General features: G+C 63.0%; 21 protein-coding genes, 1 tRNA gene and 1 pseudogene. 10 read left to right on the top strand and 13 right to left on the bottom strand.

What is annotated here, in order from left to right; translation table 11 throughout:
- Positions 1–94: 94 nt before the first annotated feature.
- The 8 genes and pseudogenes from QA639_RS40310 to QA639_RS42125 all read right to left on the bottom strand — a co-directional run.
- Positions 95–1,240, bottom strand: a complete 1,146-nt coding sequence (locus tag QA639_RS40310; RefSeq protein ID WP_283088812.1) for a M12 family metallopeptidase — start codon at positions 1,238–1,240, stop codon at positions 95–97.
- 374 nt (positions 1,241–1,614) lie between these two features.
- Complete coding sequence (locus QA639_RS40305; RefSeq protein WP_283088811.1) at positions 1,615–2,217, bottom strand: hypothetical protein; 603 nt, start codon at positions 2,215–2,217, stop codon at positions 1,615–1,617.
- A gap of 692 nt (positions 2,218–2,909) precedes the next feature.
- Positions 2,910–3,923: a hypothetical protein gene (locus QA639_RS40300; RefSeq protein ID WP_283088810.1), complete on the bottom strand. Its 1,014-nt coding sequence runs from the start codon at positions 3,921–3,923 to the stop codon at positions 2,910–2,912.
- Between the two features lie 13 nt (positions 3,924–3,936).
- Positions 3,937–4,197, bottom strand: a complete 261-nt coding sequence (locus QA639_RS40295) for a hypothetical protein (RefSeq protein WP_283088809.1) — start codon at positions 4,195–4,197, stop codon at positions 3,937–3,939.
- Positions 4,198–4,325: 128 nt separating this feature from the next.
- Positions 4,326–4,565 carry a hypothetical protein gene (locus QA639_RS40290; protein ID WP_283088808.1) on the bottom strand — a complete coding sequence of 80 codons (240 nt, stop codon included), beginning with the start codon at positions 4,563–4,565 and terminating at the stop codon, positions 4,326–4,328.
- Positions 4,566–4,639: 74 nt separating this feature from the next.
- A complete protein-coding gene (locus tag QA639_RS40285) occupies positions 4,640–5,275 on the bottom strand; it encodes a hypothetical protein (RefSeq protein ID WP_283088807.1) in 636 nt (211 codons plus the stop codon).
- A 40-nt stretch (positions 5,276–5,315) separates the two neighbouring features.
- A complete protein-coding gene (locus tag QA639_RS40280) occupies positions 5,316–6,350 on the bottom strand; it encodes a tyrosine-type recombinase/integrase (RefSeq protein ID WP_283088806.1) in 1,035 nt (344 codons plus the stop codon).
- Between the two features lie 66 nt (positions 6,351–6,416).
- Positions 6,417–6,653 (bottom strand): annotated as a pseudogene (locus tag QA639_RS42125) (Arm DNA-binding domain-containing protein); the annotation flags it as partial.
- Positions 6,654–6,809: 156 nt separating this feature from the next.
- Between QA639_RS42125 and QA639_RS40275 the strand changes: the two are divergent.
- From QA639_RS40275 to QA639_RS40255, 5 genes are all read left to right on the top strand, one after another.
- Positions 6,810–6,889: transfer RNA gene (locus tag QA639_RS40275), tRNA-Arg, on the top strand.
- 249 nt (positions 6,890–7,138) lie between these two features.
- On the top strand, positions 7,139–8,449 hold the full coding sequence (locus tag QA639_RS40270) for a UbiA family prenyltransferase (RefSeq protein WP_283088805.1): 1,311 nt from the start codon (positions 7,139–7,141) through the stop codon (positions 8,447–8,449).
- Positions 8,450–8,451: 2 nt separating this feature from the next.
- Positions 8,452–9,837: an FAD-binding oxidoreductase gene (locus QA639_RS40265; protein WP_428841124.1), complete on the top strand. Its 1,386-nt coding sequence runs from the start codon at positions 8,452–8,454 to the stop codon at positions 9,835–9,837.
- The gene (locus tag QA639_RS40260) at positions 9,837–10,583 is read left to right on the top strand and encodes an SDR family oxidoreductase (RefSeq protein ID WP_283088803.1); all 747 of its coding nucleotides are present in this window, start codon (positions 9,837–9,839) and stop codon (positions 10,581–10,583) included. Before QA639_RS40265 ends, QA639_RS40260 begins: the two co-directional genes overlap by 1 nt.
- Positions 10,583–12,184, top strand: coding sequence for a hypothetical protein (locus tag QA639_RS40255; RefSeq protein WP_283088802.1), 1,602 nt, complete (start codon positions 10,583–10,585; stop codon positions 12,182–12,184). The genes QA639_RS40260 and QA639_RS40255 overlap by 1 nt, the downstream gene beginning before the upstream one ends.
- A gap of 35 nt (positions 12,185–12,219) precedes the next feature.
- On the opposite strand, the gene QA639_RS40250 is transcribed toward QA639_RS40255, so the two are convergent.
- Positions 12,220–13,473 carry a glycosyltransferase family 87 protein gene (locus tag QA639_RS40250; RefSeq protein WP_283088801.1) on the bottom strand — a complete coding sequence of 418 codons (1,254 nt, stop codon included), beginning with the start codon at positions 13,471–13,473 and terminating at the stop codon, positions 12,220–12,222.
- 307 nt (positions 13,474–13,780) lie between these two features.
- Here QA639_RS40250 and QA639_RS40245 point away from each other — a divergent pair, with 307 nt between their 5' ends.
- Positions 13,781–14,539 (top strand): tetratricopeptide repeat protein, encoded by a 759-nt coding sequence (locus QA639_RS40245; RefSeq protein WP_283090696.1) that lies wholly within the window; start codon positions 13,781–13,783, stop codon positions 14,537–14,539.
- Between the two features lie 438 nt (positions 14,540–14,977).
- Here QA639_RS40245 and QA639_RS40240 read toward each other — a convergent pair whose 3' ends face one another.
- Positions 14,978–15,691: a hypothetical protein gene (locus QA639_RS40240; RefSeq protein ID WP_028336241.1), complete on the bottom strand. Its 714-nt coding sequence runs from the start codon at positions 15,689–15,691 to the stop codon at positions 14,978–14,980.
- Positions 15,692–16,012: 321 nt separating this feature from the next.
- Here QA639_RS40240 and QA639_RS40235 point away from each other — a divergent pair, with 321 nt between their 5' ends.
- Complete coding sequence (locus tag QA639_RS40235; protein ID WP_080667182.1) at positions 16,013–17,548, top strand: aspartate ammonia-lyase; 1,536 nt, start codon at positions 16,013–16,015, stop codon at positions 17,546–17,548.
- A gap of 421 nt (positions 17,549–17,969) precedes the next feature.
- Here the strand turns inward: QA639_RS40235 and QA639_RS40230 are convergent, their stop codons facing one another.
- Positions 17,970–19,805 (bottom strand): c-type cytochrome, encoded by a 1,836-nt coding sequence (locus QA639_RS40230; RefSeq protein WP_157342450.1) that lies wholly within the window; start codon positions 19,803–19,805, stop codon positions 17,970–17,972.
- 249 nt (positions 19,806–20,054) lie between these two features.
- On the opposite strand from QA639_RS40230, the gene QA639_RS40225 reads away from it, so the two are divergent.
- Positions 20,055–20,735 (top strand): alpha/beta hydrolase family protein, encoded by a 681-nt coding sequence (locus QA639_RS40225; RefSeq protein WP_157342448.1) that lies wholly within the window; start codon positions 20,055–20,057, stop codon positions 20,733–20,735.
- Between the two features lie 73 nt (positions 20,736–20,808).
- Positions 20,809–21,540, top strand: coding sequence for an aspartate/glutamate racemase family protein (locus QA639_RS40220; RefSeq protein WP_157342446.1), 732 nt, complete (start codon positions 20,809–20,811; stop codon positions 21,538–21,540).
- On the opposite strand, the gene QA639_RS40215 is transcribed toward QA639_RS40220, so the two are convergent.
- Positions 21,532–22,314, bottom strand: coding sequence for an SDR family oxidoreductase (locus QA639_RS40215; RefSeq protein ID WP_157342444.1), 783 nt, complete (start codon positions 22,312–22,314; stop codon positions 21,532–21,534). The genes QA639_RS40220 and QA639_RS40215 overlap by 9 nt on opposite strands.
- Positions 22,315–22,354: 40 nt before the next feature.
- On the bottom strand, positions 22,355–23,329 hold the full coding sequence (locus QA639_RS40210) for a ketopantoate reductase family protein (protein WP_283088800.1): 975 nt from the start codon (positions 23,327–23,329) through the stop codon (positions 22,355–22,357).
- A gap of 179 nt (positions 23,330–23,508) precedes the next feature.
- Between QA639_RS40210 and QA639_RS40205 the strand changes: the two genes are divergently transcribed.
- A complete protein-coding gene (locus QA639_RS40205) occupies positions 23,509–24,306 on the top strand; it encodes an enoyl-CoA hydratase-related protein (protein WP_028336248.1) in 798 nt (265 codons plus the stop codon).
- The last annotated feature ends 2 nt before the right edge of the window (positions 24,307–24,308 follow it).

The raw sequence follows: 24,308 nt of genomic DNA, 5'->3' as shown, positions 1-24,308 counted from the left end.
TAGCCAAAAAGCAGACCCTCGAACCTTCGACCTTCTTGCGGCTTTTTGCTGTGCGCCAAAAAAGTTCACATTGGATAGGCTCAAATCCGTTAGGTTAAGGATCGACCTCCAAAACTAGGCCAGTCCCATCCGGAGCCACGCCGCACGAAACTGTAGGAGCCTGAGCCAATTTGGCGACTTCGCCTTCGCATGGATTCATGCTTCCCACGTCAGCGCCACGTACCATACTTTCCTTGGTCAGTGCGAATTCAAGGTGAATCTTGCGCTTATAGTGTCTTAATTTCGCGCCTAGCCCAGCACCGACTACGGCTAACTGTCGGGTGTTCAGTCGAAGTTGGTTCATAACGCCCGATATGGTGGCCGCTCGTTTTTCCAACTCTTTCGACTGCAGTGCGAGGGTTGGTGGATACGCATTGACTACGGTTGATCTGTCTGTCTTGGACATCCTGCGCGGTTCGGATACGTAGCATCTCGATTTCTTGCCGCGTTTGAACATCCAGTCCGCGAGAGCATAATGCATAACAGAGTTCTTGTCGTATGGCGTTGTTCTGAGACGAGGAGCGTCCACGTAGGGCGCAAAGTTTGTGCGCACTTCCTCCGCTGTCCATCCCCATTTGTCCTTGGCGAAATTCGTAATCTTCCCCCAGTCGAACTCGTCCCCGCAACGCGACGCCGGACTTTGATGCTCGTGCAGTAAGCCCAGCGCATGGCCAAATTCATGTGTTATGGCCTCCGCGATCCAAGGTAGATTAAGAGACCGGAACGGGAGTCCGTTCGTCTCGATGTTCAAGGATGCACCCTTCTTCACAACCTCTGCATGGAGGCTGTCCGTCCCAATGTAGGACCAGTAACCTTTCTGCAAAAAGGTGACGCGAATGTCAGAGACATTAGAGCCGCAGGTTCGAAAATTCGGAGCGAGTCCGAAATCAGCTTTCAATGAGGTTCCTTGCAGCCATTTTTGTGCTGTCGCAACGAACAAGGCTTTTAGTTCGGAATCTCCATCGTAAAAGCAAACCATCAAAGTTTGTCCGGCTGGCCAGAGATTCAGCTGATTGTAAACACCTCTAAGCACTGGAGCAGCTGTCCCGAAGTCACCCCTCATCGAACGAACATCTTCGGCGTAAGATACTAGCGGGGGTGTGAGGTCATCTGACCCAGATCCCCACCGATGGGCGAGCGAACTGCCCGTCATCGTGACCATCGCTCCAAGGACCAATACGGGGAGTGTCTTGGTGATCATGGCTGCGCTCCAAATCCAGCGATTCTCGGTGACGGGGCAGATCAACCGGGCCATGGCAAGCCGGGCTTTACTCTGTCAGAAACTGGTCACGAAGTAGATAGAAGTTCGCAGTCGAATGCCTGCGACATTTTGTATGGAGTTTGCGGTTGCGGCAGCCAAGCAATTTGCAGGCAGGCCGCCATTGACGCCTTGTCGGGTGAACTACCAATGCTTTACAACGGACATTCTGACCGATGCGGCACAAGATTTTGATTGTGCCATCAAGATGAATTGGGAGGGCATTATCTCCAAGCGGCGCAGCCTCCGCTACCGCCAAACGGCTCAGTTCGCCAACATATTTCGCTTCGCCTTGGCCGTCCTCAGTAGCAGGCGGCCTAAACCACGTCGCCGTCGAGCAAGAACAGTCGGGGAAGTACTCCCGCTTCGGATTTAAATTTTTGTAGCTTGTTAGATAGCCGTTCGTAAGTCCTCCATCTCATCCACTTCGGCTTCGGGAGCTCATCCAAGGCATCTGGCCCCCAGGTTCGTTTGATGAGCTTTTCGGCTGAGTAATGCGCGCGTGCTTCAGGCGAATGGTACTGCGACAGATAGGCGATCTGATTACCAAGTGCCTTGCGGCCGACGAAATATCTTTTGCGCGGCATCGACCACAGCACGGAAACATGCCTGCCTTGAGCGGGGCAAACAAAATACCACTGCACGCCGCCGAAATGGCGCGGGCGACCCACTATCTGGACGGTCTGATTGATCCAGTCGGCCTGAATCCGCATCGTGCCGCAACGCGCAGTATCGCCGGACGGACTTGTGAGGTCCGCGTCGAGGCGGGCTGCTGCCCTTTCGTCGCCGTCATCGTCCAGCCATTGAAAACGTGATGGCTGAGTTGACTTTCCCGGTTGAATGAAGTCGCGCCTAATTAGGCAATTGATATTGAGCTGAAGACCAAGCTCAAGGGGGGTCCGTTGCATATGTCGCGACATGATCCAACGCCGTTTAGCTTTGCCGCCGAACTCGCAGTTGGGCAAACTATCGAAGCGGGCAGGGACTCGATCCGCGCGAGGACAGATAGTGTAGGTTGCGGGTTTTGCGAGCGCACCGGGCCGGCATCTTGCACAGGCCCAAATCGAGGGCGCCCATCATTCAGCGTGCTATGTGCTCGCTAGACAAGGTGGGCAGCGCGTGGCCCAGGCAGGCACGGCTAGCCTCAGGCCATTAGGGGCTAGTCCATAGCTTCTTTGGCTCAAGCCGCTACCTACCCGCCCCACGCATGCGAACTGCACCGAAGGGGCTGGGGAGGCCATTTGGCGGGCATTGGCGGGGGCTACATTCGTACCCGTACGATACCCCGAAACTGGAGAATGGGCAGAAGTGCAGGCAAGTAATTGCTTTATAAGCATAAATATAAGGCGCCCCACGGTTTGGGCAACCGCGGGCCAAAGCGCATCCTTGGCTCTCGACCGCGGCGTCGATGGTGGCGGAAATCCACAAGTCGCCACGCCCCCGGGGGCCGGGATGGCCGGGCTGGCCAAGGTAGTTGTATGCGCGCGCGCCTGCGCGCCTATACCGGACATCATTAGGTAGATACGCGTGCGCGCGCGTATAGGAGTCTAGCCCGGCCAACCCGGCCATCCCGGCCGCGAAAATCGAGAGTTTGATTCCATCGGAGTCGATCTCAAATTAGCTTAATGCCGCAATAGCCTGGTGCTCTGCTTGAGCCCTTTCCTTTTTTGCCTCGTTGAATGCGGCCCCCGCTCCAGCGCGCGAGTTCCTTGAAGAAGCTAGAGTTCGCGCCCGGCCGTTCCGAGCGGCTCTCGCAAAATGCGATCCACGCCTGCCAAAGGATGGCGCTCGACGTCCAAGCATCGGTATCAAGGCAAGTCTGATTTTCGCCGAATAGGGCCACCCTTTGTGCGTATCTCGGACCAGTAACGCCGACAGCAGCCGTGCCTTGGTCCGACAAACGAGGCCACATCCGCGCCATGGCTCCTCGAACTTCGTTGACGAGACGATTGCTGACGGGGACGCTTTTCTCCCCGATTGGATCCCAAAGACTGCAAACACGTAACCGGGCATCAATGATGGCATTGAGAGAGTGGGTGCTTACCCGCTCATCATTGTGGAAAAACTCGCGCTCGTTTAGGGCGGTGAGGCCCTCAAGACCTTGATTGTGGATGTACGCTGCCATCGGCCCGTACTCATCGCTATTGAACGCTGGCGTCGCAGGCTTTCCTTCATACCTGCTTTGGTCTCTGAAGTAGATCAGTTGCTCATGAGCGTCATGATAGAGTTCGTAGAAGGGTCGAGAGCCGCGTTCCATAGCAGCCTGGGCGAATGTGCTGAAGGCCAAAGCTGGGGGTACAGTCCCATATGAAATCATGGTGGCCATGCGCGCCATCAAATGCACTGAGTTTAAAGGGTCCGCATGTTTCCGAACTTCGGCATCGAGATTTGCCAACATTTCTCTTTGATAAGAAGTCGACGCAGCGCGCATCTCGGGCGTAACTTGTGCTCGCGCAATTGCATCGCTGTCTTCGCTTGAGGTGAAACCCTCGGGCATGTTGAGATGGGGTGGTATGGGCATATTGTCGTAGTCGTCATCTACGTCCTTCAACGCGTCAACCCACATCGCGGAGGAAGAATGAAGAGGTAGTGAGCTTTCGACGGGTTTTAGAGGAGCATTAGTCATGATCGCGCTTCCCTCAATGAGTTAGATTTTCGCTCGTCGGCTCGCGCTTTGTTTTTGCGTCGCGGACCATCATCTCGAATTCAGCAATCTTGTAGTATATCGACGGTATGGCGCCCCCTTCGAAATGTGGATCCGAAATGATCGGTTTGAGCCACCGAACCATTTCCAATGGGTCGGGGGCGCCACATATGAGTGCTGCGCGTATCTCGAGTTGACGCGACGTCTCTTCAACTATTCGAGAAATAATGTCCTGTCGCTTGAGTTCGTCCATCATGGTTGCTCCTTGTGAGGGCCATCATTCTTCAGTCAGCGTTCTGATTCGGCTTTGCATCGGAGGCAAACCATCGATCGTTGGAGGCGACAGCTTGCAGCGTATTGTCGGTTGCCTGCGTTGCGAGTTTTTCACTTGTTCTCAGCGCGCTGAGTGATGCCAGCGAGCATCATCCGGGCCTTGAACTCTTCGAGACCCCTGCGACTGCGATGATTTCTGTTTCGAATCTTGATCGGTGGAGGAAAGTCGAGCGTCGGATCATGAGTCCAACGGTAAAGCGTCATAAGACTTTTGTGAAATTCCGAAGCTACGACGGTGTCGGGCACCAATTCGTCGTGAGCAATGCTGGTGCTTGTGATTTCGCAGCGCATGGCGGCCTCTGTCTGTTGCAGAGGCAAACAATGCCCTGCAGGCATTGGTATCGCACGGGCCCAAAAGTGGGCACTTATGGGTCTTGCAAGCGGCGGCGATCAGACTTCGGGCGACCCAAGAGACCTTGCAATCTTTGTGGCCTTATTCCATTGAGGCGCGCTGAGGCCCATACCGCGCGGTCGTAAATTTGACTGTTGGCTTGGTTCGGATAGGCCTTTTGAAGAATAGCCTTTATGACGGGCACCCAGTCCGCTGCATCGTGCGCCCGCGTCATCGCGCGTCGCTCGTCCGGGGATGCTGGTGGTCGATGCTTGGGCTTTCTGTGCGTTCCGTCAAGTATATCGGCAATCAGTTCGTACGTGCTTGGAGAGAGATTCGATCTGATCGTGCCGACAGGGCCAGACGGAAGCATAGCTCCGTGAAAATCGTCTCGGTCCCATGGGGCGACGTCAAGTGACTCATCGTTCGCTGGATGATTTTTCCGCAGCAGCGCGGCCAGTAGCTTATAATTCCCCGCCTCCGCGAACTCGACTGCTTCGTCTTCGAGTTTGTGTACTTTTAGTTTGCGTTCTGCCCATACCGATTTCGGGTGAAGCCTGAACAGTTCAGGATCCTCGCTTGAATCGCGAACCACGGCGTCAAGGATACCTTTGATGTAGTCGAGAACCGCGTCATCATTCTTCCAATCCGCGGGCTTCTGCGCGGTCACGGTCTCACCTCCTGCTGTTGATGGGTGGCGACCACTGGAGTCATGGACGCTTCTTCTGGCTTCGAAGCATCACCACGTCGGCCGCCTTGCTGTTGATGATGCCCTGGAGGTGCGCAGCCCAGCGACTAAGCGCGGCCTTCTTCTCTGCGGCGTATTGAGCCCGATTGTAGACGCCAGCCACGCCGGCTTTCGCTCCGCTAATATGGTTTAACGCTGCTTCTACAACATGAGGGGCAATGCCAATCTCGGCCATGCCGGTCGCTGCAGTTCGCCGTAAATCATGGAGGCGCCAAGCAGGTATCTTCATTCTTTGATCCACGCGACGCTTGATTTTTGACCAGCCACTTACCGGGGAAACTCCGGCCGTGGTAGAGAAAATGTAATTCTGTGTGGCTCTGTTCTTTGGCACACTTGCCAGAATCTCCTGTGCGATTGGTGCCAGCGGCACCAAGTGCGGCCGTCCGTTCTTTGTGCGCATCCCGGGAATGCTCCATATCGTACAGTCGTCGCTTAGCTCGGTTGATGTCATTCCTGAAACCTCCTTGAGCCTGCAGCCGGTCAGCAGCAAGAGCTTAAGCGGCGCGCCGAATTCCACACGTTCAGCGTTAGCCGCCGCCCAGAATTTGACAATTTCGGCTTGGGTCAGGACGCGGTCACGCGCCTTCGGCGCGTCAGGTCGGTGGACGCCAGAGCACGGATTTAGGTCAATCCGACGGTGCTGCAAGAGCCAGCTGAACATCCGAGAAAGGCAGCTTAGCATCGCGCGCGCACGTGCTTCTGTCGGTCCATCGCTCCGTCGCGCTAAGCCAGGTGCACCGCTCCGACGGGTCTCATCGATCAGACCGTGAATGTCATGGCCATCGATTTCGGCTATCGGTCTCTTGTTCCACCGGTCTGCGAGACCTTTTGGAATGAGGGATAAATCCTCAGGCCGAATGCCAAGAAGGCGGGATTGCTCTTCCCAGCGGCGGATCTTTTTGCTCGCATATTGCTCTATGAAGTCTTTTGCAGCCGCACTGAAAGTATTTGCTGCGCGTTCAACGGTCGCAGCGCGACGGCGCTCACGTTCGGCCATGTGTATGGCACCCGGATCCCTACCTTGGGCTATTTGATGCCGCAGTTCTCCCACCAGCCGATGTGCACTCGCGAGCGTTAGGTGCCCACCTATCACCGGTGCCGTGTCGGGCTCTTGACCATCCCGTTCGAACACTGAACCCAGAACTAGCTTTGCGGTGCGCTTATCCGGTCGGCGATAGCGCAACGCCCAAGACTTGGCTCCGCTCGGTTGCACTACTAGGTGCAAGCCGGGGCAACCACCATCAGGTATTTCGCGGCGCGTTTTACCGGCGCGATGATTTTTAACTGCCGCCGACGTCAATGCTTTGGCGATCGCAGCCTCCTTTAGGGGTAACAGCTGGGTAACGCAATCGGCTCGTTATGCCCTGTTAGGGCTCGTGGGTAACATACCCTGGTCGCCGCTCGGAATCCACGCTTTAAAGGGCATTTTCAGGGATTCTGGGGGTTGGCGTTGTTAGGCTTCGTAGGCCAAAGTTAGATCTAAGCGACGGTTTCCTAAACCGTAGGTCGGAAGTTCGAGTCTTCCCGGGATCGCCATTTTTCGCTCGCCGCGCGCGGTCGGCGAGGCTTTTCAACATGCATTTCGGCGCCATCTGCCCGGCGTTCGCTCCTCCCAAGTTCACCCCAAATTAGGGAAAGCCCGGGACAATGGGGAGGGGGCACCGGAAGACCGCGCGTATGCGAGCTAGCGTTCCAGAACGGGTTGAGCAGGGGGGCGGCGATGCCCTTCGCGATCCGCTGCGTTCAAAGGCCCGGCCGCTCGTCGTCGATGTCGACGAGGTCATGATGCGGGGAAGCTCCGCCCCGGCCGATATCGCATCCGATCTGATCCGCCGCCTTCGCGCTTTCGCCGCGGCGATCACCGCTTCCCTTGGACCGCAAGCGCGATCAGCGCATGGTGCGGATCCATCGGGGTTCGATCCATCCCGGGCGCAATTCGACCACGACGCGGTCAGGTTCCTGCTGCAGGTGCTGGGCGAAGGCCGCCCGGTGTACCTTTGCTCGGAAACCCATCCCGAGCCGTTCGTCAGCGCGGTCGCCCAGCATCTTGGGGTCTTTACCGCCTGGGCCGCCGCGCCGGAACGTCAATTGGCGGCGGCACAGCGCGAAGAGCTGCCGCCCCTGCTTCACCAGGGCTTTGACTACATCGGCAGCGCGGCGGTCGCGTTGCCCGATTCCGCATCGCGCCTCGCGCGCCCCGCTCGATCCGAGCCGTCCGCGCCCGCGCGGGTCAGTATGCGCAGCTGGCTGAAGCTGTTCAGGGTGCATCAATACGCCAAGAACGCCCTCGTGCTGGTGCCGCTGCTGACCGCACACAAATTCGCATTGGGATCGGCGGCGACGTCGCTATTTGCGGTGATCGCATTTTCGCTCTGCGCGTCGGGCGCCTACATCCTGAACGATCTTCTCGACGTCGAGGCCGACCGCGCGCATCCGACCAAGCGCAACCGCCCGATCGCAAGCGGCGCCATCCCGGCATCGCGGGCCGTCGGCGCGATGGCCCTGGCGCTGGTCTCCGCCTTTGCGATCGCAATGTCGATATCGATCGAGTTCGGCGGCGTCCTGCTCGGCTATTTCGCGCTGACCACCTCCTATTCGTTCTGGCTCAAGCGCATCGCGACCGTCGACGTCGTTGTGCTCGCCACGCTTTACACCGTCCGCGTGATCGGCGGCGCCGTTGCGATCAGCGTGCCGATGTCGGAATGGCTGCTCGCGTTCTCGCTGTTCATCTTCATGTCGCTGGCGCTGGTGAAGCGCTATATCGAGCTCGCCGGCCAACCGGACGGCGCTGTGCTGGCGGCGCGCGGTTACCAGGTCGAGGACAAAGCGATGATCGCGATCCTCGCCGCCGCGTCAGGCTTCAACGCCGTCGTGATCTTCACGCTCTACATCTCGTCCGATACGGTGCGCGCGCTTTACAGCCATCCGCAACTGCTCTGGGTCGGTTGTCCGATCTTGATGTACTGGATCGGCCGTGTGATGTTGTTCGCGCAGCGCGGATTGATCGACGACGATCCGGTCATCTTTGCGCTGAGGGATCGCGTCAGCTGGGTCGCGCTCGGCGCGATCGGCGCCATCATGCTCGCCGCCATCTAGCGATGTCGGCGGCTGCGTTACCAGCACCTGTGCCATCGGCCTCCAATCCGGACGGGATTGGGCTGTCCGGCTGGGGCAACTATCCCAGGGCGTCGTCCGAACTGCTGGCGCCGCAGACGCCCGCAGGCGCGCGGGACCACCTGCTTGCGCGGTCCGGCGTCGTCGCGCGCGGGGCCGGACGGGCCTATGGCGATGCCGCGATCGGAACGCAATCCACGATTTCGTCGCGCGGCCTGAACCGGATGCGGAGCTTCGATGCCGCAACCGCCCGATTGACGGTCGAAGCCGGCGTGACCATCGCCGACATCCTTGCCGTTTTCGAGCCGCGCGGCTTCTTCCTCAAGGTCGTGCCCGGAACGAAATTCGTGACGGTCGGCGGCGCGATCGCGGCCGACGTTCACGGCAAGAACCATCATCGCGATGGCGGCTTCGGCACCATCGTCGATTCGTTCCGCCTCGCGCTGCCTGGCGGCGAGATCGTCACCTGCTCGCGATCGGAAAACGCCGCGCTGTTCGCGGCGACACTGGGAGGCATGGGCCTGACGGGCATCATCCTCGACGCGACGCTGCGGCTGCTGCCGATCGAGACCGCCTGGCTGCGTCAGGACACCCGCGTCGCCGGCAATCTCGACGCGGCGATCGATCAGCTGCAAAGCAGCGCATCGACCACCTATTCGGTGGCCTGGATCGACTGCCTCGCGCGCGGCGCGGCGCTCGGACGCTCGCTCGTCTATCTCGCCGAGCACGCCACGCGTCGCGACAAGGATACGCTAGGACCGGACCTTGAGACGTTCCCCAGCCTTCGCACGTCGCGGCTCGCGGTCCCGGAGCTGTTTCCGGGATGGCTGCTCAATCGCGCATCGATGCGGGTGTTCAACGAGCTGTACTTCCGCCGCGGCGCCGCGCATCCGGGCAAGCCGCGGCTGGTCCATTGGGACCCGTATTTCTTTCCGCTCGATGCGATCGCCGACTGGAACAGGATCTACGGCCGGCGCGGCTTCGTGCAGTATCAATGCGTGATCCCGCTCGACCGCGCGCGCCGCGTTCTCGCCGAAATTCTCGATCGTGTGTCGCGGCGCGGCGATGCGTCGTTTCTTGCGGTGCTCAAGCAGCTTGGCGAAGGCAGCGGGTCGATGTCGTTTCCGCTCCGCGGCTACACGTTGACGATGGACTTTCCCGTCACCGACGCGCTGTTCGCCTTTCTTGACCAGCTCGACGCGCTGGTGGTCGATGCCGGCGGCCGGCTCTATCTCGCCAAGGATGCGCGGCAGTCCCGCGCGACATTCGAATCCGGATATCCCGGCCTTGCGGCCTTGCGGGACATCCGCCAGCAGATCGGGGCGAACAGTCGCCTCGTGTCCAATCTTTCAGCACGGCTTGGAATTTGATGACCGGCACAAAATCAATTCTGGTGATTGGCGGCAGCTCGGACATCGGGCACGCGACCGCGCTGCGCTATGCGAGGGAGGGATGGCGCGTGACGCTCGCCGCCCGCGATATCGGGGCGGCACAGCGCAATGCGGACGACATCAAGACGCGAAGCGGTATCGAAACCTCGGTTGTCGCACTCGACGTGCTGCAGACCGGGCAGCTCGGCGGCTTCGTCGCCGGTCTTTCGCCACTTCCCGACACCGTCGTATGCGTTGTCGGAGAGCTCGGCGATCAATCGCGTGCCGAGACCGATCCCGGCCTCGCGACGCAGATCATGCGCACCAATTTCGAGGCGCCCACCCTGCTGCTCGAACTGTTCGCGCAAGCCTTCGCGACGCGCGGCTCGGGCACCATCGTCGGCGTGAGCTCGGTCGCCGGCGATCGCGGGCGGGCCTCGAACTATTACTACGGCGCGGCCAAGGCCGGCTTCTCGCAATTCCTGTCCGGCTTGCGCAATCGCCTGACGCTTGCGGGCAAGGTCCGCGTCGTCACCGTCAAGCCCGGTTTCGTGCGGACCAGGATGACGGCGCATATGAAGCTGCCGGCTCCGCTGACGGTGCAGCCGGATCGGGTCGCGGAGGATATCTTCCGGGCCGATGTGACCAGGCCGCGTGACGTGATCTATGTGGCCCGCCGCTTCCGCCTGGTGATGGCGATCATCTGCGCGCTGCCGGAGACGATCTTCAAGCGGATGCGTATCTGATGCCCGGCATCGCCGCCAACCAGGCGTCGTTCCCGCGATCCAGCGCGATCCGGCAGAGCGTCCCGCTTGTGACGGCATCGCTGTGGCTCGTGCTGTTCGCGGTGACGCTGATCTTCAGCGTCACGCTCTGCGACGGCAGGCTGATCTTCACCCTCGACGATCCCTACATCCACCTCGCCGTCGCCGATCACATCCGGTCCGGCGGCTACGGCGTCAATGCCTCCGAGGTCTCGTCGCCAAGCTCGTCGATCATCTGGCCCTATCTGCTGGCCGTGACGGAGACGCTGCATCTTGGCGCATTCGGTCCGCTCCTGATCAATGCCGCGGCCGCGGCCGCGACTGTCGTGGCTTTCCTGCGCATCCTTGAATCGGCTGAGCTGCTCGACCCCGGCCGGGAGAAGCCGCTGCTGTTTTTCGTCGCGTTGCTCGCCATTTTTTCGTCAAGCGCGATCGCCCTGCCGATGACCGGCATGGAGCACAGTCTTCACGTCTGGGCCACGGTCGCGACCTTCGGCGGCCTGACCGAAGCCGCGCGCGGACGATCGCCGACCGCCATGCATTTCGCGGCGCTGGTGCTGCTGCCGCTGATTCGCTTCGAGGGGATCGCGTTTGCCGTTGCGGCGATGATGGGGTTTGCTCTGCTCGGCCAGCGCCGGTTTGCCGCCGCGGCCGCCGCCGTCACGCTCTGCGCGTACGCCGCGTATTTCGCGCGCATGGCCTCGCTCGGTCTCCCGCTCTTGCCGAGCTCGGTATTGCTCAAATCGCGCATCGCCGAATCCGGCTATGAAGGAGCCGGCGTGTTCGGCTCCATCCTCCGCAATCTCGGCGACAGCTTCGCTGATCCCGCCGGCTTCAGGCTGATGCTGCTCGGTCTTGCGCTCGCCGGCGCGATGGCGCTGCTGCGCTCCGACCGCGGCGCCCTGATCGTCTGTGCGACGGTGCTCGCCGCGATCGCGGCGCATCTCGGCTTTGGTCAATATGGCTGGTTCTACCGGTATGAGGTTTACATCGTTGCGCTTGCAGTGCTGGCGCTGCTCTACGCGGCTGCACGTGCGCGAGCGGTCTTGAGCGTCCCGCAATGGACCGCCGCGACGCTCGCCAGCATTGGGCTGGCCGGTTTTGCCAGCGTGGGCTATGCCAGCGCCGCCCTGGAGACGCCATTTGCCTCGCGCGGCGTCTACGAGCAGCATTATCAGTTGGGCCGCTTCGCCCAGCAGCTCTACCGGCGGCCGATTGCCGTGAACGATCTTGGGCTCGTTGCCTGGGGGAATCCGAACTTTGTCCTCGATCTGTGGGGGCTCGGCTCGGAGCGCGTGCGCAAGGCGAAGCGCGCCGGCCGCTACGGCCCGCCCGAGATCGCCGCGCTCGCCGACGAGCATCATGTCGGCGTCGCCATGATCTACGACAGCTGGTTTGCGCAGGGCGTGCCGGCGAGCTGGAGGAAGGTTGCGATTCTGCACACGATCCCGGTGACCGGCGCGCGGGGTGACGTAAGCTTCTACGTCACGCCGGCCGCGGAGCCGCTTCTCGTCGCCGGCGCCCTGAAGGCCTTCGCGTCGACCCTGCCGGCGCGCGATCGTCTCGAAATGGTGGCGCCGTGAGCGTTGCGTGATCGCGGGGGTGTCGCGCCGGGTGCTCAAATCCTCGCAAGCGGCCCCTGCGCCGGAACGGGGTCGGAGGCGCTTGACTCGCGCAGCAGCAGGATTGCGACGATCAGCGTGATCAGCGCGGCGATCCCGAAGCCTCCGATCGAAAGCACGTCGACCCAATGGACGTCGGTGCGGGGCGTGTTGTTATGGACCGTGTGCATGTAGCCGAAGGCTCCGATCGGTATCGGCGCGGCATAGATGATCGCACGTTCCCACTCGCGGGCCTTGGCCTGAAGCGCCGGCAACAGCAGCGCCAGTCCGATACTGAAGATCAGGAAGTCATAATCATACGCATAGGGGCTGAAGCAAACCGATACGATCGCAGTCAGGCCGAGACTCTCGCGCACCGGCATCTTGCGGTAGACCGCGACCAGCACGATGCCGAGCGCAAGGACGGCGACGATGCCCTGGCCGATAAACGCTGCCGATGCGGAGACCCCCGTGGTTCGCAGCGCGGCATAGGTCGAGACCATTCGATACAGCGGATAATAGGCTTCGCGCAGGAATACCGACGAATCATGCACGCTCTGCAGCATCACGGGCCAGATCTGCATGCCGAACAGCACAGTGCAGATCGCCGAACTGATCAGCACGACGGCGCCCGCCGTCATCACGACGATCCACGAGCGCCGCAGGATGGCATAGAGTGCGAAGGCAACGGCGAAATGCGGCTTGATGATCATGAGACCAAGCGCCGCGCCCGCGAGCATCGGCCGCTCTTCGAAGTACAGGCACACCAGTCCGATCAGTGCGGCGGTAAGGAAGCTGTTCTGACCGCATGCCAGCGTGACCCCGATCGTTGGGAAGAAAACGATCAGCACGAGCACGAACCGGTTTCCGGCAAGACGCCGCAGCACGGCGAGGTAAACAGCCAGCGTCGAGGCCATGAACAACAGATAGGCCATTCCGAACGGGACCAGCGCGAACGGAGCCAGCAGCAGGTTGAATTGCGGCGGATAGGTCCACGGCATGAAGCCGTCGTGCCCGCCCGACGCCTGCTTCTCGATGATGGCGAGCTTCGCGAATTGATAGGCCTGGTCGAGGTCGCCGAGCCACACCAGTTTTGCGGTAATGTAGAAGGCGGCGAAGTCGACCAGTTCGCGGCCGTGCCCCAGCCCCAGCTGCGAGAACCACACAACCTTGAACAGGAGGGCGGCGACCAGCATCACGAGGATTCCGCGCGTGTAGTTGGCGCGCTTCGAGTCCGTCGACTGAATGGTTTCGAGCGTTGTTGCGAGCATCTAGCCGGGCCCTGCTATGGCAACCCAAGCTAGATTGAATAGGTTAAGCAGTCGAAAAATTGCATGGATAGGGTGGTTGGACCTCGGTCGCCCGGCAGCCGCAGGGATGATGAATCGGTCGGTGCGGGCCGGAACCGGACGGTATCTCGGTGTCCGGGCGCGACTTTCGCTGGACGCTCCGTCGGCGGCAGTGATAACGGCTGAGCAGAACCATCTCGTGACGGACCGCATGCCGAAACCGCCGCCTCCTTCCAATCGCGGGCCCAGCCCATCCCCGGTTCTGCAACGCGCCGTGGTCGCATTGCAGATGGGACAGGTCGCCGAGGCCGAGCGGCTGGCGGCGGAGGTCTTGAAGGCAAACCGGAGCGATGTCGGCGCCGCCTCGATCCTGGCACGGGCGCTGATGATCCAGAACCGCAACGAGGAGGCGATTGCGCCGCTCGAGCGCGCCGTGCGCCGCGTCGAGGATCCTGGCCTCGAGACCCTGCTCGGCGCAGCGCTCGGCGGCGCCGGTCGCGGCAGCGAGGCGATCGATGTGCTGCGGCGAACCACCGCGCGGCGGCCGCCGTACCTGCCCGCATTCCAGGCCCTGGCAGGACAATTGCATTCGGCCGGCCGCATCGACGAGGCGGTTGCCGTTATCGAGAGCGCGCTGGTTCTCGCGCCGGGGAGCCTCGAGTTTCAGTTGCTGCTGGCGCAGCTGCTGCCCCAGCGCAATGAGCGCGGCCGGGCGCGCGAGATTCTGGAGAAGCTGCGCAACGCGGCGCCGGGACATCCGGATGTTCTCGCCGCGCTCGCGCGTGTGCTGCTGCTCGATGGCGAATATGCTGCCGCGGCGGATCTCTACCGCCAGGTGGTGGCGCAGCGCCCCGACGACCCGCTGACGCGTCTCAGCTTCTCCGCCAGTCTTCTGGAAATGGGCGACCGCGCGGCCGGCGAGGCCAATCTGCGTCTCGCATTGCGCGGCCGGCCGCAAATGATCGGCCGCACGACCGCCGCGCTGATCATGTCATCGCACGGCCGCTTCTTCTTCCGTCGCAGCGCCTTTGCGGAATTTCTGAGCTAGAGCGTTTTCGAGCGAAGCGAACACCGGTTCGCGCTAACGCGTCAAAACAAGAATCGAGAGCGGCCGCCGGTGCACCGTCGTCCTGGCCTAGTGAGCAATTGCGCACGGGGGCCGGGACGACAGCCGGGATAAGCCGCGGCCTCTGCGCTCAAGCACAAGCGTCTCTGGAATACTGGATCACCCGCATGCGCATGCGCGGGTGATGACACCGAACTGGCTCAGGATCGTGCCACATATTCGGTGTCGTCCTGGCGAAAGCCAGGACCCATTACCCCAAATCTCAACTGTTGAGCGACACCGGTCCGCGATCCCGTTCATCATCGAAGACGGTGGCTATGGGTCCTGGCTTTCGCCAGAACGACGGCGGTGGTTGCGGAGCCCCCCATCGGGTAGTTCGCAATGACGGAGGAGGCCGCAGCTGAGCTTCGCGCGCCCGCTCTACGTCCGGAATTGCCGCCGATAGAGTCCGGACTCGCGGGCCATCCTGTTGGTCAGTTCCTGGGCGCGCGATGTTTCATCCGGCGTCATCGCCGCGGTCTGCGCGACCCAGTTTTCGCGCTTCACCGGGAAGCACTGCGCAACCGGCGTGCCCTTGGGCAACACGCCGTTGAAACTGGTGTCGTGCCAGCGTGCCGGGAAATGAACCCAGCTGTCGTGAAACAGATCGCAATCGACCATGCCGGTCAGCGTGGTGAACGGCAGGTCGAACCGGTTGACCGGATGCGTGAAGAACAGCGAGTAGCCCGGCGGCGCCTCGATGGTCCACAGATTGACGAACTTGATGACGAAGCGGTCGGGCTCGAACAGCGGCGAGCCGACCACCTGGCTTTCGTCGTGGAAGCCGACCGGCGAGCGCGGGAATTCGAGCGCGCCGCCGGCCGGAAGGTCGTTGTCCCAAGTGATCGCGCCATTCTCGACCTTGAGATCGCAGATCAGCGGCAACAGGAAACCCGATGTCATCGCATCGACGAATGGCGGGCAACGCTTGACGGTATCCTCTTCGCGATTGCTCATCGTATTGAAGGCCTGCGTCGGCATCGCCTTGAGCCATCCGGGAAGCCCCAACGACGCAGGCATCGGCGGCGGAATCTTGCCCTCGAGCTCCGCCGGGCAGCGGAATTTGATGGTGATCGCTTCGTTGTTGTTGGACACGGCTTTGGTCCTCGGTTCGTTCAGTGTCGGCGGCGCCCTTGCGCCAGTCGATGCTCGTCTAGCACGCGACGACGGGGCCGAGAAAGCAGCCGCATCGGTCGCGAAGCGAGCCGCGATATCGAGTTATAAGTTGTTGTTATCATGACGGATAAGGCAAAGCCCTTAATCTCCAGGTTCGGCGCGCGCCAATACTGCTTTTCCGCGTCCCTCCGCTCACCGGTGTGCAAGACTCTGCCGATAGGCATTGGCTTTCGACGCCCGCCGGGCGCATCATGGCCGGCGTCGCTGACGACACGATCTGCGTGAGGTAACGGAGCTACCATGGCCGAATCGAAGGTTGAGACCGCCAACGCTGCAGCTGCCGCGTCCCCCTCCGGCGAGAGCGGCGGCCCCAGCCAGCTCGCGGTCGCGACCGTCCGCACCGTGCCGATCGAGCAGGCGCAGTCCCGCACCGAGCACGATCTGCTCGGCGAGGACGATGTGCCGGCCAATGCGCTGTGGGGCATTCATACCAAGCGCGCGGTGATGAACTTTCCGATCACCGGCGTGCCGGTCGGGCACTTCCCGGAATTCGTCCGCGCGCTGGCACTGGTGAAGCAGGCCGCCGCGCGCGCCAACAAGCGGCTCGGCTATCTCGCACCGGAGAAGGCGGATGCGATCGAGGCCGCCTGCACCCGGATTGCGACCGAAAAGGTCTATGCCGAATCCTTCGTCGTCGACGCGATCCAGGGCGGCGCCGGCACGTCGACCAACATGAACGCCAATGAGGTGATCGCCAACGTCGCGCTGCGGCTGATGGGGCGCAAGCCGGGCGACTATCACGCGCTGCATCCGAACGACGACGTCAACATGGCGCAGTCGACCAACGACGCCTATCCGACCGCGCTGCGGCTCGCGGTGATCTTCGCCACCCAGCCGCTGGTGCGCGCGCTGGACGATCTCGCCTACTCCCTCAAGGGCAAGGCGGTGGAGTTCGCCGACGTGTTGAAGATGGGGCGGACCCAGCTTCAGGATGCGGTGCCGATGACGCTCGGCCAGGAATTCGACGCCTTCCACGTGACCGTGAAGGAGGACGTCGCGCGCCTGAACGAGATTTCCGCGCTGTTCCGCGAGGTCAATCTCGGCGCCACCGCGATCGGCACCGGCATCAATGCCGATCCGCGCTATGCGGCGCTCGCGGTCGAGGAATTGTCGCGGCTGTCCGGCCAGCCGATGGTGCTTGCCTCCAACCTGATCGAGGCGACGTCCGATCTCGGCGCCTTCGTGCTGTTTTCCGGCGTGCTCAAGCGCGTCGCGGTCAAGCTGTCCAAGATCTGCAACGACCTGCGGCTGCTGTCGTCCGGGCCGCGCACCGGCATCGGCGAAATCCGCCTGCCGGCGGTGCAGGCCGGCTCGTCGATCATGCCCGGCAAGGTCAATCCTGTCATTCCAGAAGTGGTCAACCAGGTGGCATTCCTGGTGATCGGGCACGACCTCACGGTCACGATGTGCGCCGAAGGTGGCCAGTTGCAGCTCAACGCGTTCGAGCCGACCATCGGCTATTGCGTCTTGAGCTCGCTGCGCATGCTGACGGCGGCGGTCGATACGCTGACCAAGCGTTGCGTCGACGGCATCGAGGCCGATCGCGAGCGTTGCCGCAGCCTGGTGCAGGGCTCGATCGGCCTGATCACGGCGCTGGCGCCGTCGCTCGGCTATGAGGCCTCATCGCGCGTGGCGCGCCGTGCGCTCAAGGAGAACCGCTCGGTCGCCGACATCGTGCTGGAGGAAAAGCTGCTGACCGAGGCGCAGCTCAACCAGCTGCTCGAGCTCGAGGCCATGACCCGCCCGGCGCGCCGGCAGCCGGTGCCGAAGAGTTGAAGGACAGCCGCTGTTGGCGAGGACATCAGCCGACACGGAGGATGTGCAGTATTCTATCCGCAAACGCAGTTCACCTCTCCCGCTTGCGGGGCGAGACGAGCGAAGCTCGCTCTTAGGTCGCATCGCATCGCAAGATGCGATGCGGGTGGGGGCTCTTTCCGCAATGTGACTCGCGGAGATACCCCACCCCAACCCTCCCCGCGCGCGCAGGGCAATCGCATTTGGAATGAACAGATTCTTCCGCGCCGTCATGGCCGGGCTTGTCCCGGCCATCTACGTCTTTTCTTTGCGTGGAAACGAAGACGTGGATGCCCGGGACAAGCCCGGGCATGACGAGTTTGTGGGAACTCCGATTGCCTCAAACGGCCATATGCGATTGCCCTCCCCGCGCGCGGGAGAGGGGGCACAGTCCCTTCGGGGCCTACAGCGTCTTGATGAACTCGATCAGGGCGCGGCGTTCGTCTTCCTTCAGCTCGGGCCCGATCACGCCGGAGCGCTTCTCGTTGGAGAATTCGTGGCCGGAATTGCCGTTGCCGCGCTTGGTGGTGTCGAGCATGAAGGCGTTCTTGATCTTGTCCTTCCAGGCATAGCCGAGATCCTTGGGATCATACTCCCGGCTGCCGAGATAGAAGGTTGCGGGACGATCCCTCACCGGCGACAGCAGTGCGTAGATGGTCGGGACCGAGCCGTTGTGCAGATAGGGCGGGGTCGCCCAGATGCCGTTGAGCGGCCGGACCTTGTAGGCGAGCGGCGCCTGGATCTCGTTCGGCCGGTAGCCGTTGATGCGCTTGCGATCTTCCGGCGGGGTCTTGTTCTGGTCGTACCAATAGTCGACGGTCTTCTCGACGAGCTCGCCGAGCGCCGGACCGAAACTGCCGTCCTTGATGTTGAGATTGGCCGGCGTCTCGACGGTGCGGTGCGCGAGGCCCTCGGCCTGCGCGCTGTCGGTGCCGATATGGCTGATCGGAATCATCTCGACGTCGAGCAGCGGCTGGCCGGCCTCGTTCCTGGTCCAGCGCTTCTTGTCCTTGAACAGCGCAAAGGCTTCGCTCGCGGGCAGCGCCTTGCTGTCGATCGCCGGGCCGTGGCAGCCCTGACAATGCGTCTTGTAGAGCTCGCCGCCCTTCTTCGCGAGATCCATGTTGATCGGCGGCAGGATGTTCTCCGGCCATTTCGGCGACGCAAGTCCGCCAAAGCCCTTGTCCTCGCTGGGCGGCTCGCCGGCGATCATCCGCTCCATCTCGTGCAGCACGTCGATCCGCGCGCTCGATTTGTAAAGTCCCTTGGACTCGTCGAGCAGGTTGAGCTCGGCGCTGACGCCGAGCGCCTCGCCGGCGTTGCGCACCATCGGCTGCATGATCGAGCCGTCATATTGCACCCAGCTGAACCACGGTGCGTTCCAGATCCGCGGGAAATGCACCGGCGCCGAATGCGAGGCGTAGTTGTTCGGGTTGTTCAGATCGATCGAGAACACCTGGTTGCCGATCCGGTTCAGCGCGTCGAGCCGCGCATAGCCTTCCTCGACGCTGTTGGCGGCGACCTTGTTCTCCAGCGAATTGATGTTGGCGTATTGCTTCAGCACGAGGTCGAGCTGCCCGCGCAGCGCCATGCGCTCGTCGAGGCTGGCGTCCTTGCCGAGGATCTCGTCGGCAAAGCGCGAGAAGCGCCCCGGCCAGAACCGCGTCAGCAGCAGCGAGACGCCGACGCTCTTCTGGAATTCGAACAGATTGGTGTTGGCCGGCCCGCCGTCGATCACGATCTCGGTGCCGCGATAGCTGAAGCTGCCAGTGTGGCAGGCGGCGCAGGTCAGCCCGACGCCGGTCATGTCCGCCTTGCTGTGCGGATTGCGCCAGGGCGCGCCGTTGGCATCGGCCATCGGACCGCCCTGCGCGAAGCCGATCGGCAGCGCATCGGGTTTGCCCGGAATCACCGTGTCGGGAATAAAGCCGAAGCGGCCGAGATAATTGGTCTCGCTGAGTCGCGGCGCCGCGGTGAACAGCGGCCAGACCGTCGGCTGCTCCAGCGCCATGAACCATTCATGGGGAATGCCGAAGGTCCGTGTGCCCTGGTCGGCGTGATAGAACCAGCGCAACCGCTCCGCGCTGACATTCTGATCCAGCCACACCGTCTTTGCCGGCGGCTGGTAGTCGACGACCTTGACGCGGAAGCCGCTCGCCACCGTCTCGATATCGTCCTTGAAATAGAGGACGCCGGCGACAATCAACAGTCCGATGACGAATATCGTCTTGCGAGGCATGCCCCGTTCCCCCAGTTCGCGGTACTCGCGCGTGATATGGATGAGATGTTAAAATTCGCCGAAAAACGAGTTCGCGTTAAGCGTGTGATGCTGTGTGCGCCATCCTACAGTGGCGGCGCTTGGTCTAACAACGGAAATGTTGATTGGCTGTGAGCCAGTTCACTTGCGGCGTTCCCTCCGCGGCGGCATTTGCGCGCATCGAGGCCAGCGGCTAGAAACAACGGCGCAACAATTCTTCGAGATGTCATCTTGAACACGTCAGGCGCGCAGCCGCTCACGATCACGGTCTCGAACCACGGCACGGTGTCCGCGCTGCTGCTGCGGCCGGCGCAGGCTCGTAGCGCCTATGTGTTTGCCCATGGCGCCGGCGCCGGCATGACGCATCCCTCGATGGCCGCGATTGCGGAGGGCCTGGCGGAGCGCGGCATCGCGACATTGCGCTATCAGTTTCCCTACATGGAGAAGGGCAGCAAGCGGCCCGATCCGCCCGCCGTCGCGCAGGCAACGGTGCGTGCCGCGGTGGCGGAGGCCGCGCGTCATTGCGGCGAACTGCCGCTGTTCGCCGGCGGCAAGTCGTTCGGCGGACGCATGACCTCGCAGGCACAGGCCAAGGCGCCGCTCGCCGGCGTGCGCGGGCTGGTGTTTCTCGGCTTTCCGCTGCATCCCGCCGGCAAGCCGTCGAGCGAGCGGGCCAAGCATCTCGCCGAGGTCGAGGTCCCGATGCTGTTCCTGCAGGGCACGCGCGATGCGCTGGCCGAGCTCGACCTGCTCGAGCCCGCGGTGAAGGGGTTGAGTCATCGCGCGACGCTGCATCTGGTGCAGGAGGCCGACCACTCCTTCCATGTCCTCAAGCGATCCGGCCGCAACGACCGCGAGGTGATGGCCGAGGTGCTCGACGCCTTCGCGGCCTGGGTGGCGAAGCATGCGTAAGCAGACAGGCTTTGCCGCCTGTGACACCGTCCCGGATTGCGCTCCGCTCCATCCGGGCTACTAATCTCGGCATATGACCAGGATCCTGATCGTCAATCCCAACACCACCGCGTCGATGACCGCGACCATCGCGGCCGCGGCGCAAGCGGTGGCCGCGCCGGGCACCGAGATCGTCGCCGTCACATCTGCGATGGGACCGGCCTCGATCGAGGGCTTCTACGACGAAGCCTTCGCCGTGCCCGGGCTGATCGAGGCGCTGCTGAAAACGCCCGATGCCGATGCCGGCATCGTCGCCTGTTTCGACGACACCGGGTTGGATGCCGCGCGGTCGGCGGCGCGCTATCCGGTGGTCGGGATCTGCGAGGCGGCGCTGGTCACCGCCGGGCAGATCGCCAAGCGCATCGGCATCGTCACCACGCTGCCGCGTTCGATCGTGCCGCTCGAGGAACTGGTGCGCCGCTACGGCTTTGCCGACCGCGCCGTGGTCACCGCCTGCGACGTCGCGGTGCTCGATCTCGAGAAGCCGGGCTCGGGCGCCAAGGCCAAGCTGGAGGCCGAGATCGCGCGGGCGCTCGACAAGGGCGCCGACGCAATCGTGCTCGGCTGCGCCGGCATGGCCGACCTTGCCCATGAGCTGTCGGTGCAATTCGGCGTGCCTGTGGTCGACGGCGTGGCCGCCGCGGTGAAGCAGGCGGAAGCGCTTGCCGGCCTCAAGCTCACGACGTCGCGCCGCGGTGCTTACGCGTCGCCCGCGGCCAAGGCCTATTCCGGCCTGCTGGAGAAATTTGCGCCGCGGTCAGCCTGACGCCACCCCGCCATAGATCCGGTCGCGCAGGCGGCGCATGCCGGACAGCCAGCGCTCGCGATTGGTGACCTTGCGCTGCATGTATTCCTGCACCTGCGGATGCGAGAGAATCAGGAAGCGCTCCTCGGCCATCGCCTCGATCACCATGCGCGCGACCTCGCCCGGCTGCAGCACGCCGTCGACGCGCGCGGCACTCGGGCCCGGCGTCGTCATGCCGGTCTGCACCGATTGCGGACAGAGCACGGAGACGCGGATGCCGCGATCGCCATACTGGATGGCGAGATGCTCGGCGAGCGCGACCGCGGCGTTCTTGGTCACGCCGTAAGGCATCGAGTTCAGCGAGGCCAATAGCCCCGCGGCGGATGCGGTGTTGATGAGATAGCCGGAGCCGCGCGCGAGCATGCCGGGCACCAGCGCGCGCGCCGCGAACACGTGGCTCATCACATGCACGCGCCAGCTCACGTCCCAGTCGGCATCGGAGGCAGCCTCCTGTCCCTTGCGCGAGAGCCCGGCATTGGAGAAGAACACGTCGACCGGGCCATATTTGTCCTCGGCCGCGGCGATCAGCGCCTTGATGTCCTCCTCGAGCCCGACATCGGCGGTGACCGCGAGGCCGTCGATATCGCCGGCGACGCTCGCGAGCCGATCGCGCGAGGTCTTGAGATCGGCGACCACGACGCCGCGAGCACCGGCGTCCGCATAGGCCCGCGCCACTGCTTCGCCGATCCCGCTCGCGCCGCCGGTGACGACGCAGACCTTGTCCTTGACTTGCATGGTTCGATGTCCCTGCTTGTTATCGTGGTGGGCCGGATTGTCAGCCCTGATACAGGCGCTTGTCACGCGCCTTCTGGACCGCGAGCGCGGCCACCAGGTCGAGCATCGGGGTCGAAATGGCGGCTGCGCGGGCGAATGCCGCCGGTGCGCGCACCAGCACATCGATCTCCATGGCGCGCCCGAGTTCGTAATCCTGCAGGATCGATGGCTTGTGGTCCGGCGCCGGCCCGCTGCGGGTGACGCGCTTGACGGCGGGGATATAGCGTGTCGCCACCGCATTGGCTTCGTCAAGCAGGCGCGGGATCACGTCCTGCATGTCGGGGTCGTCGCGGACGCCGCGCGCGGTCAGCCCGGTCAGCAGGCAGAGCACCGACATCGACATGTTGGTCAAGAGCTTCGACCAGATCGTCTCGCGGATCTCGCTGACCTCGGGCGATTCGATCGCGGCGTCGTTGAGCGCCGCACGCAGGCAGGCGATGCGCTCGCTCTGCCGATCGTCGCATTCACCGATCAAGAGGCGGTTGCGGTCCGGCGACAGGTTCGCGACGACGCCGGGCGCGACCACCTCGTTGGAGGAAAAGATCACGCCGCCGATGATCCGCTCCTTCGGGACGGCGCTGCGCAAATGCCCGCCGGGATCGAGGAAGCCGAGATCAGGAATCGCGGGATGCTGCGGCGGCAGGCCGAGATCGTACCACCAGGGAATGCCGTTCTGCGCGAACACGATTGACGTGTCGCCCTGAAGCAGCGGCGGCAGCCCGGCTGCGAGCGCGCCGATGCCGGTCGCCTTCAGCGTGCTGATGACGATGTCTTGCGGTCCCAGATCGGCAGGATCGGCTGAGGCCTTCACCCTGGCGGTGATGCTGCTATCGCCGACCTTCAGCGTCAGTCCGCTGGTCCTCACCGCGTCGAGATGCGGCCCGCGCATCACGCAGGACACATTGTGGCCGGCGCGCGCGAGCCGGACCGCGAAGTGGCTGCCGACGGCGCCCGCGCCGAAAATGCAAATACGCATGAGTGGAACAATTCTCCGCAACGTGCCCCGTCAGTTTCCACAAGCGCGGGGCATCGCGCAACCCGTCATGCGCGTGGTGCAGTCGCGCGCGCTCGAAAGTGATGGATCAAGGCGCCTGCTCTCGCCATAGTGCAAGGCTCGTACAAGATAACAGCAATGCCGAACGAGGGAGCAACGTCATGTCGGCCAGCCCAGTCCTGTGGAGCCTCGATGCGCGCGGGGTCGCGACCGTCACGCTGAATCGCCCCGAGGTCAACAATGCCTATGACGGCGCGCTGATCGCGGGCGTGCTGGCCGCGATCGACGATCTCTCGACCAAACCGGTGCGCGTCGTCGTGCTGAAGGGCAACGGCAAGCATTTCCAGGCCGGCGCCGACCTGAAATGGATCAACGGCGTGCGGCCGAAGTCGTTCGAGGAGAACGAGGCGGCATCGCGCGCCACCTTCGAGGCGGTGCAGCGTCTCAACACGTTGCCGGTCCCGACCGTCGCGCTGGTGCAGGGCGGCTGCTTTGGCGGCGGCACCGGCGTGATCTCGGCCTGCGATATCGTGATCGCGGCCGACAACGCGCTGTTCTCGATCACCGAGGTGCGCTGGGGCCTGACCGCGGCGATCATCATCCCGCAGCTCTGTGACGCGATCGGCGTCCGCCAGGTGCGCCGCTACGCGCTGACCGGCGAACGGTTCGGCGCCGAGGATGCCCGCCGCATCGGCCTCGTCCATGAGGTGGTGCCATCAGCCGAGCTCGACAGCGCCGGCGCCAAGGTGGTCGAGCAGCTGCTCGGCAATGCGCCGGATGCGATGGCCGAGACAAAGAAGCTCGCGATGGAAAGCTCGTTCGGCGGCATGGGCGTGGACGATGACGCTTACAAACGCCTCGTTCATCTGCATTCGGCCAAGCGGCAGACCGCGGAAGCTGCCGAAGGGCTTGCATCCTTCGCCGAGAAGCGCGCGGGGCGGTGGGGCGGCGGCGCGTAGGC

Origin of the sequence: Bradyrhizobium pachyrhizi, from assembly GCF_029714545.1 — a bacterium.
Taxonomy (GTDB): domain Bacteria; phylum Pseudomonadota; class Alphaproteobacteria; order Rhizobiales; family Xanthobacteraceae; genus Bradyrhizobium; species Bradyrhizobium pachyrhizi.
The sequence above is the reverse complement of the archived record's forward strand: the minus strand, read 5'-3'. Positions and strand labels throughout refer to the sequence as shown.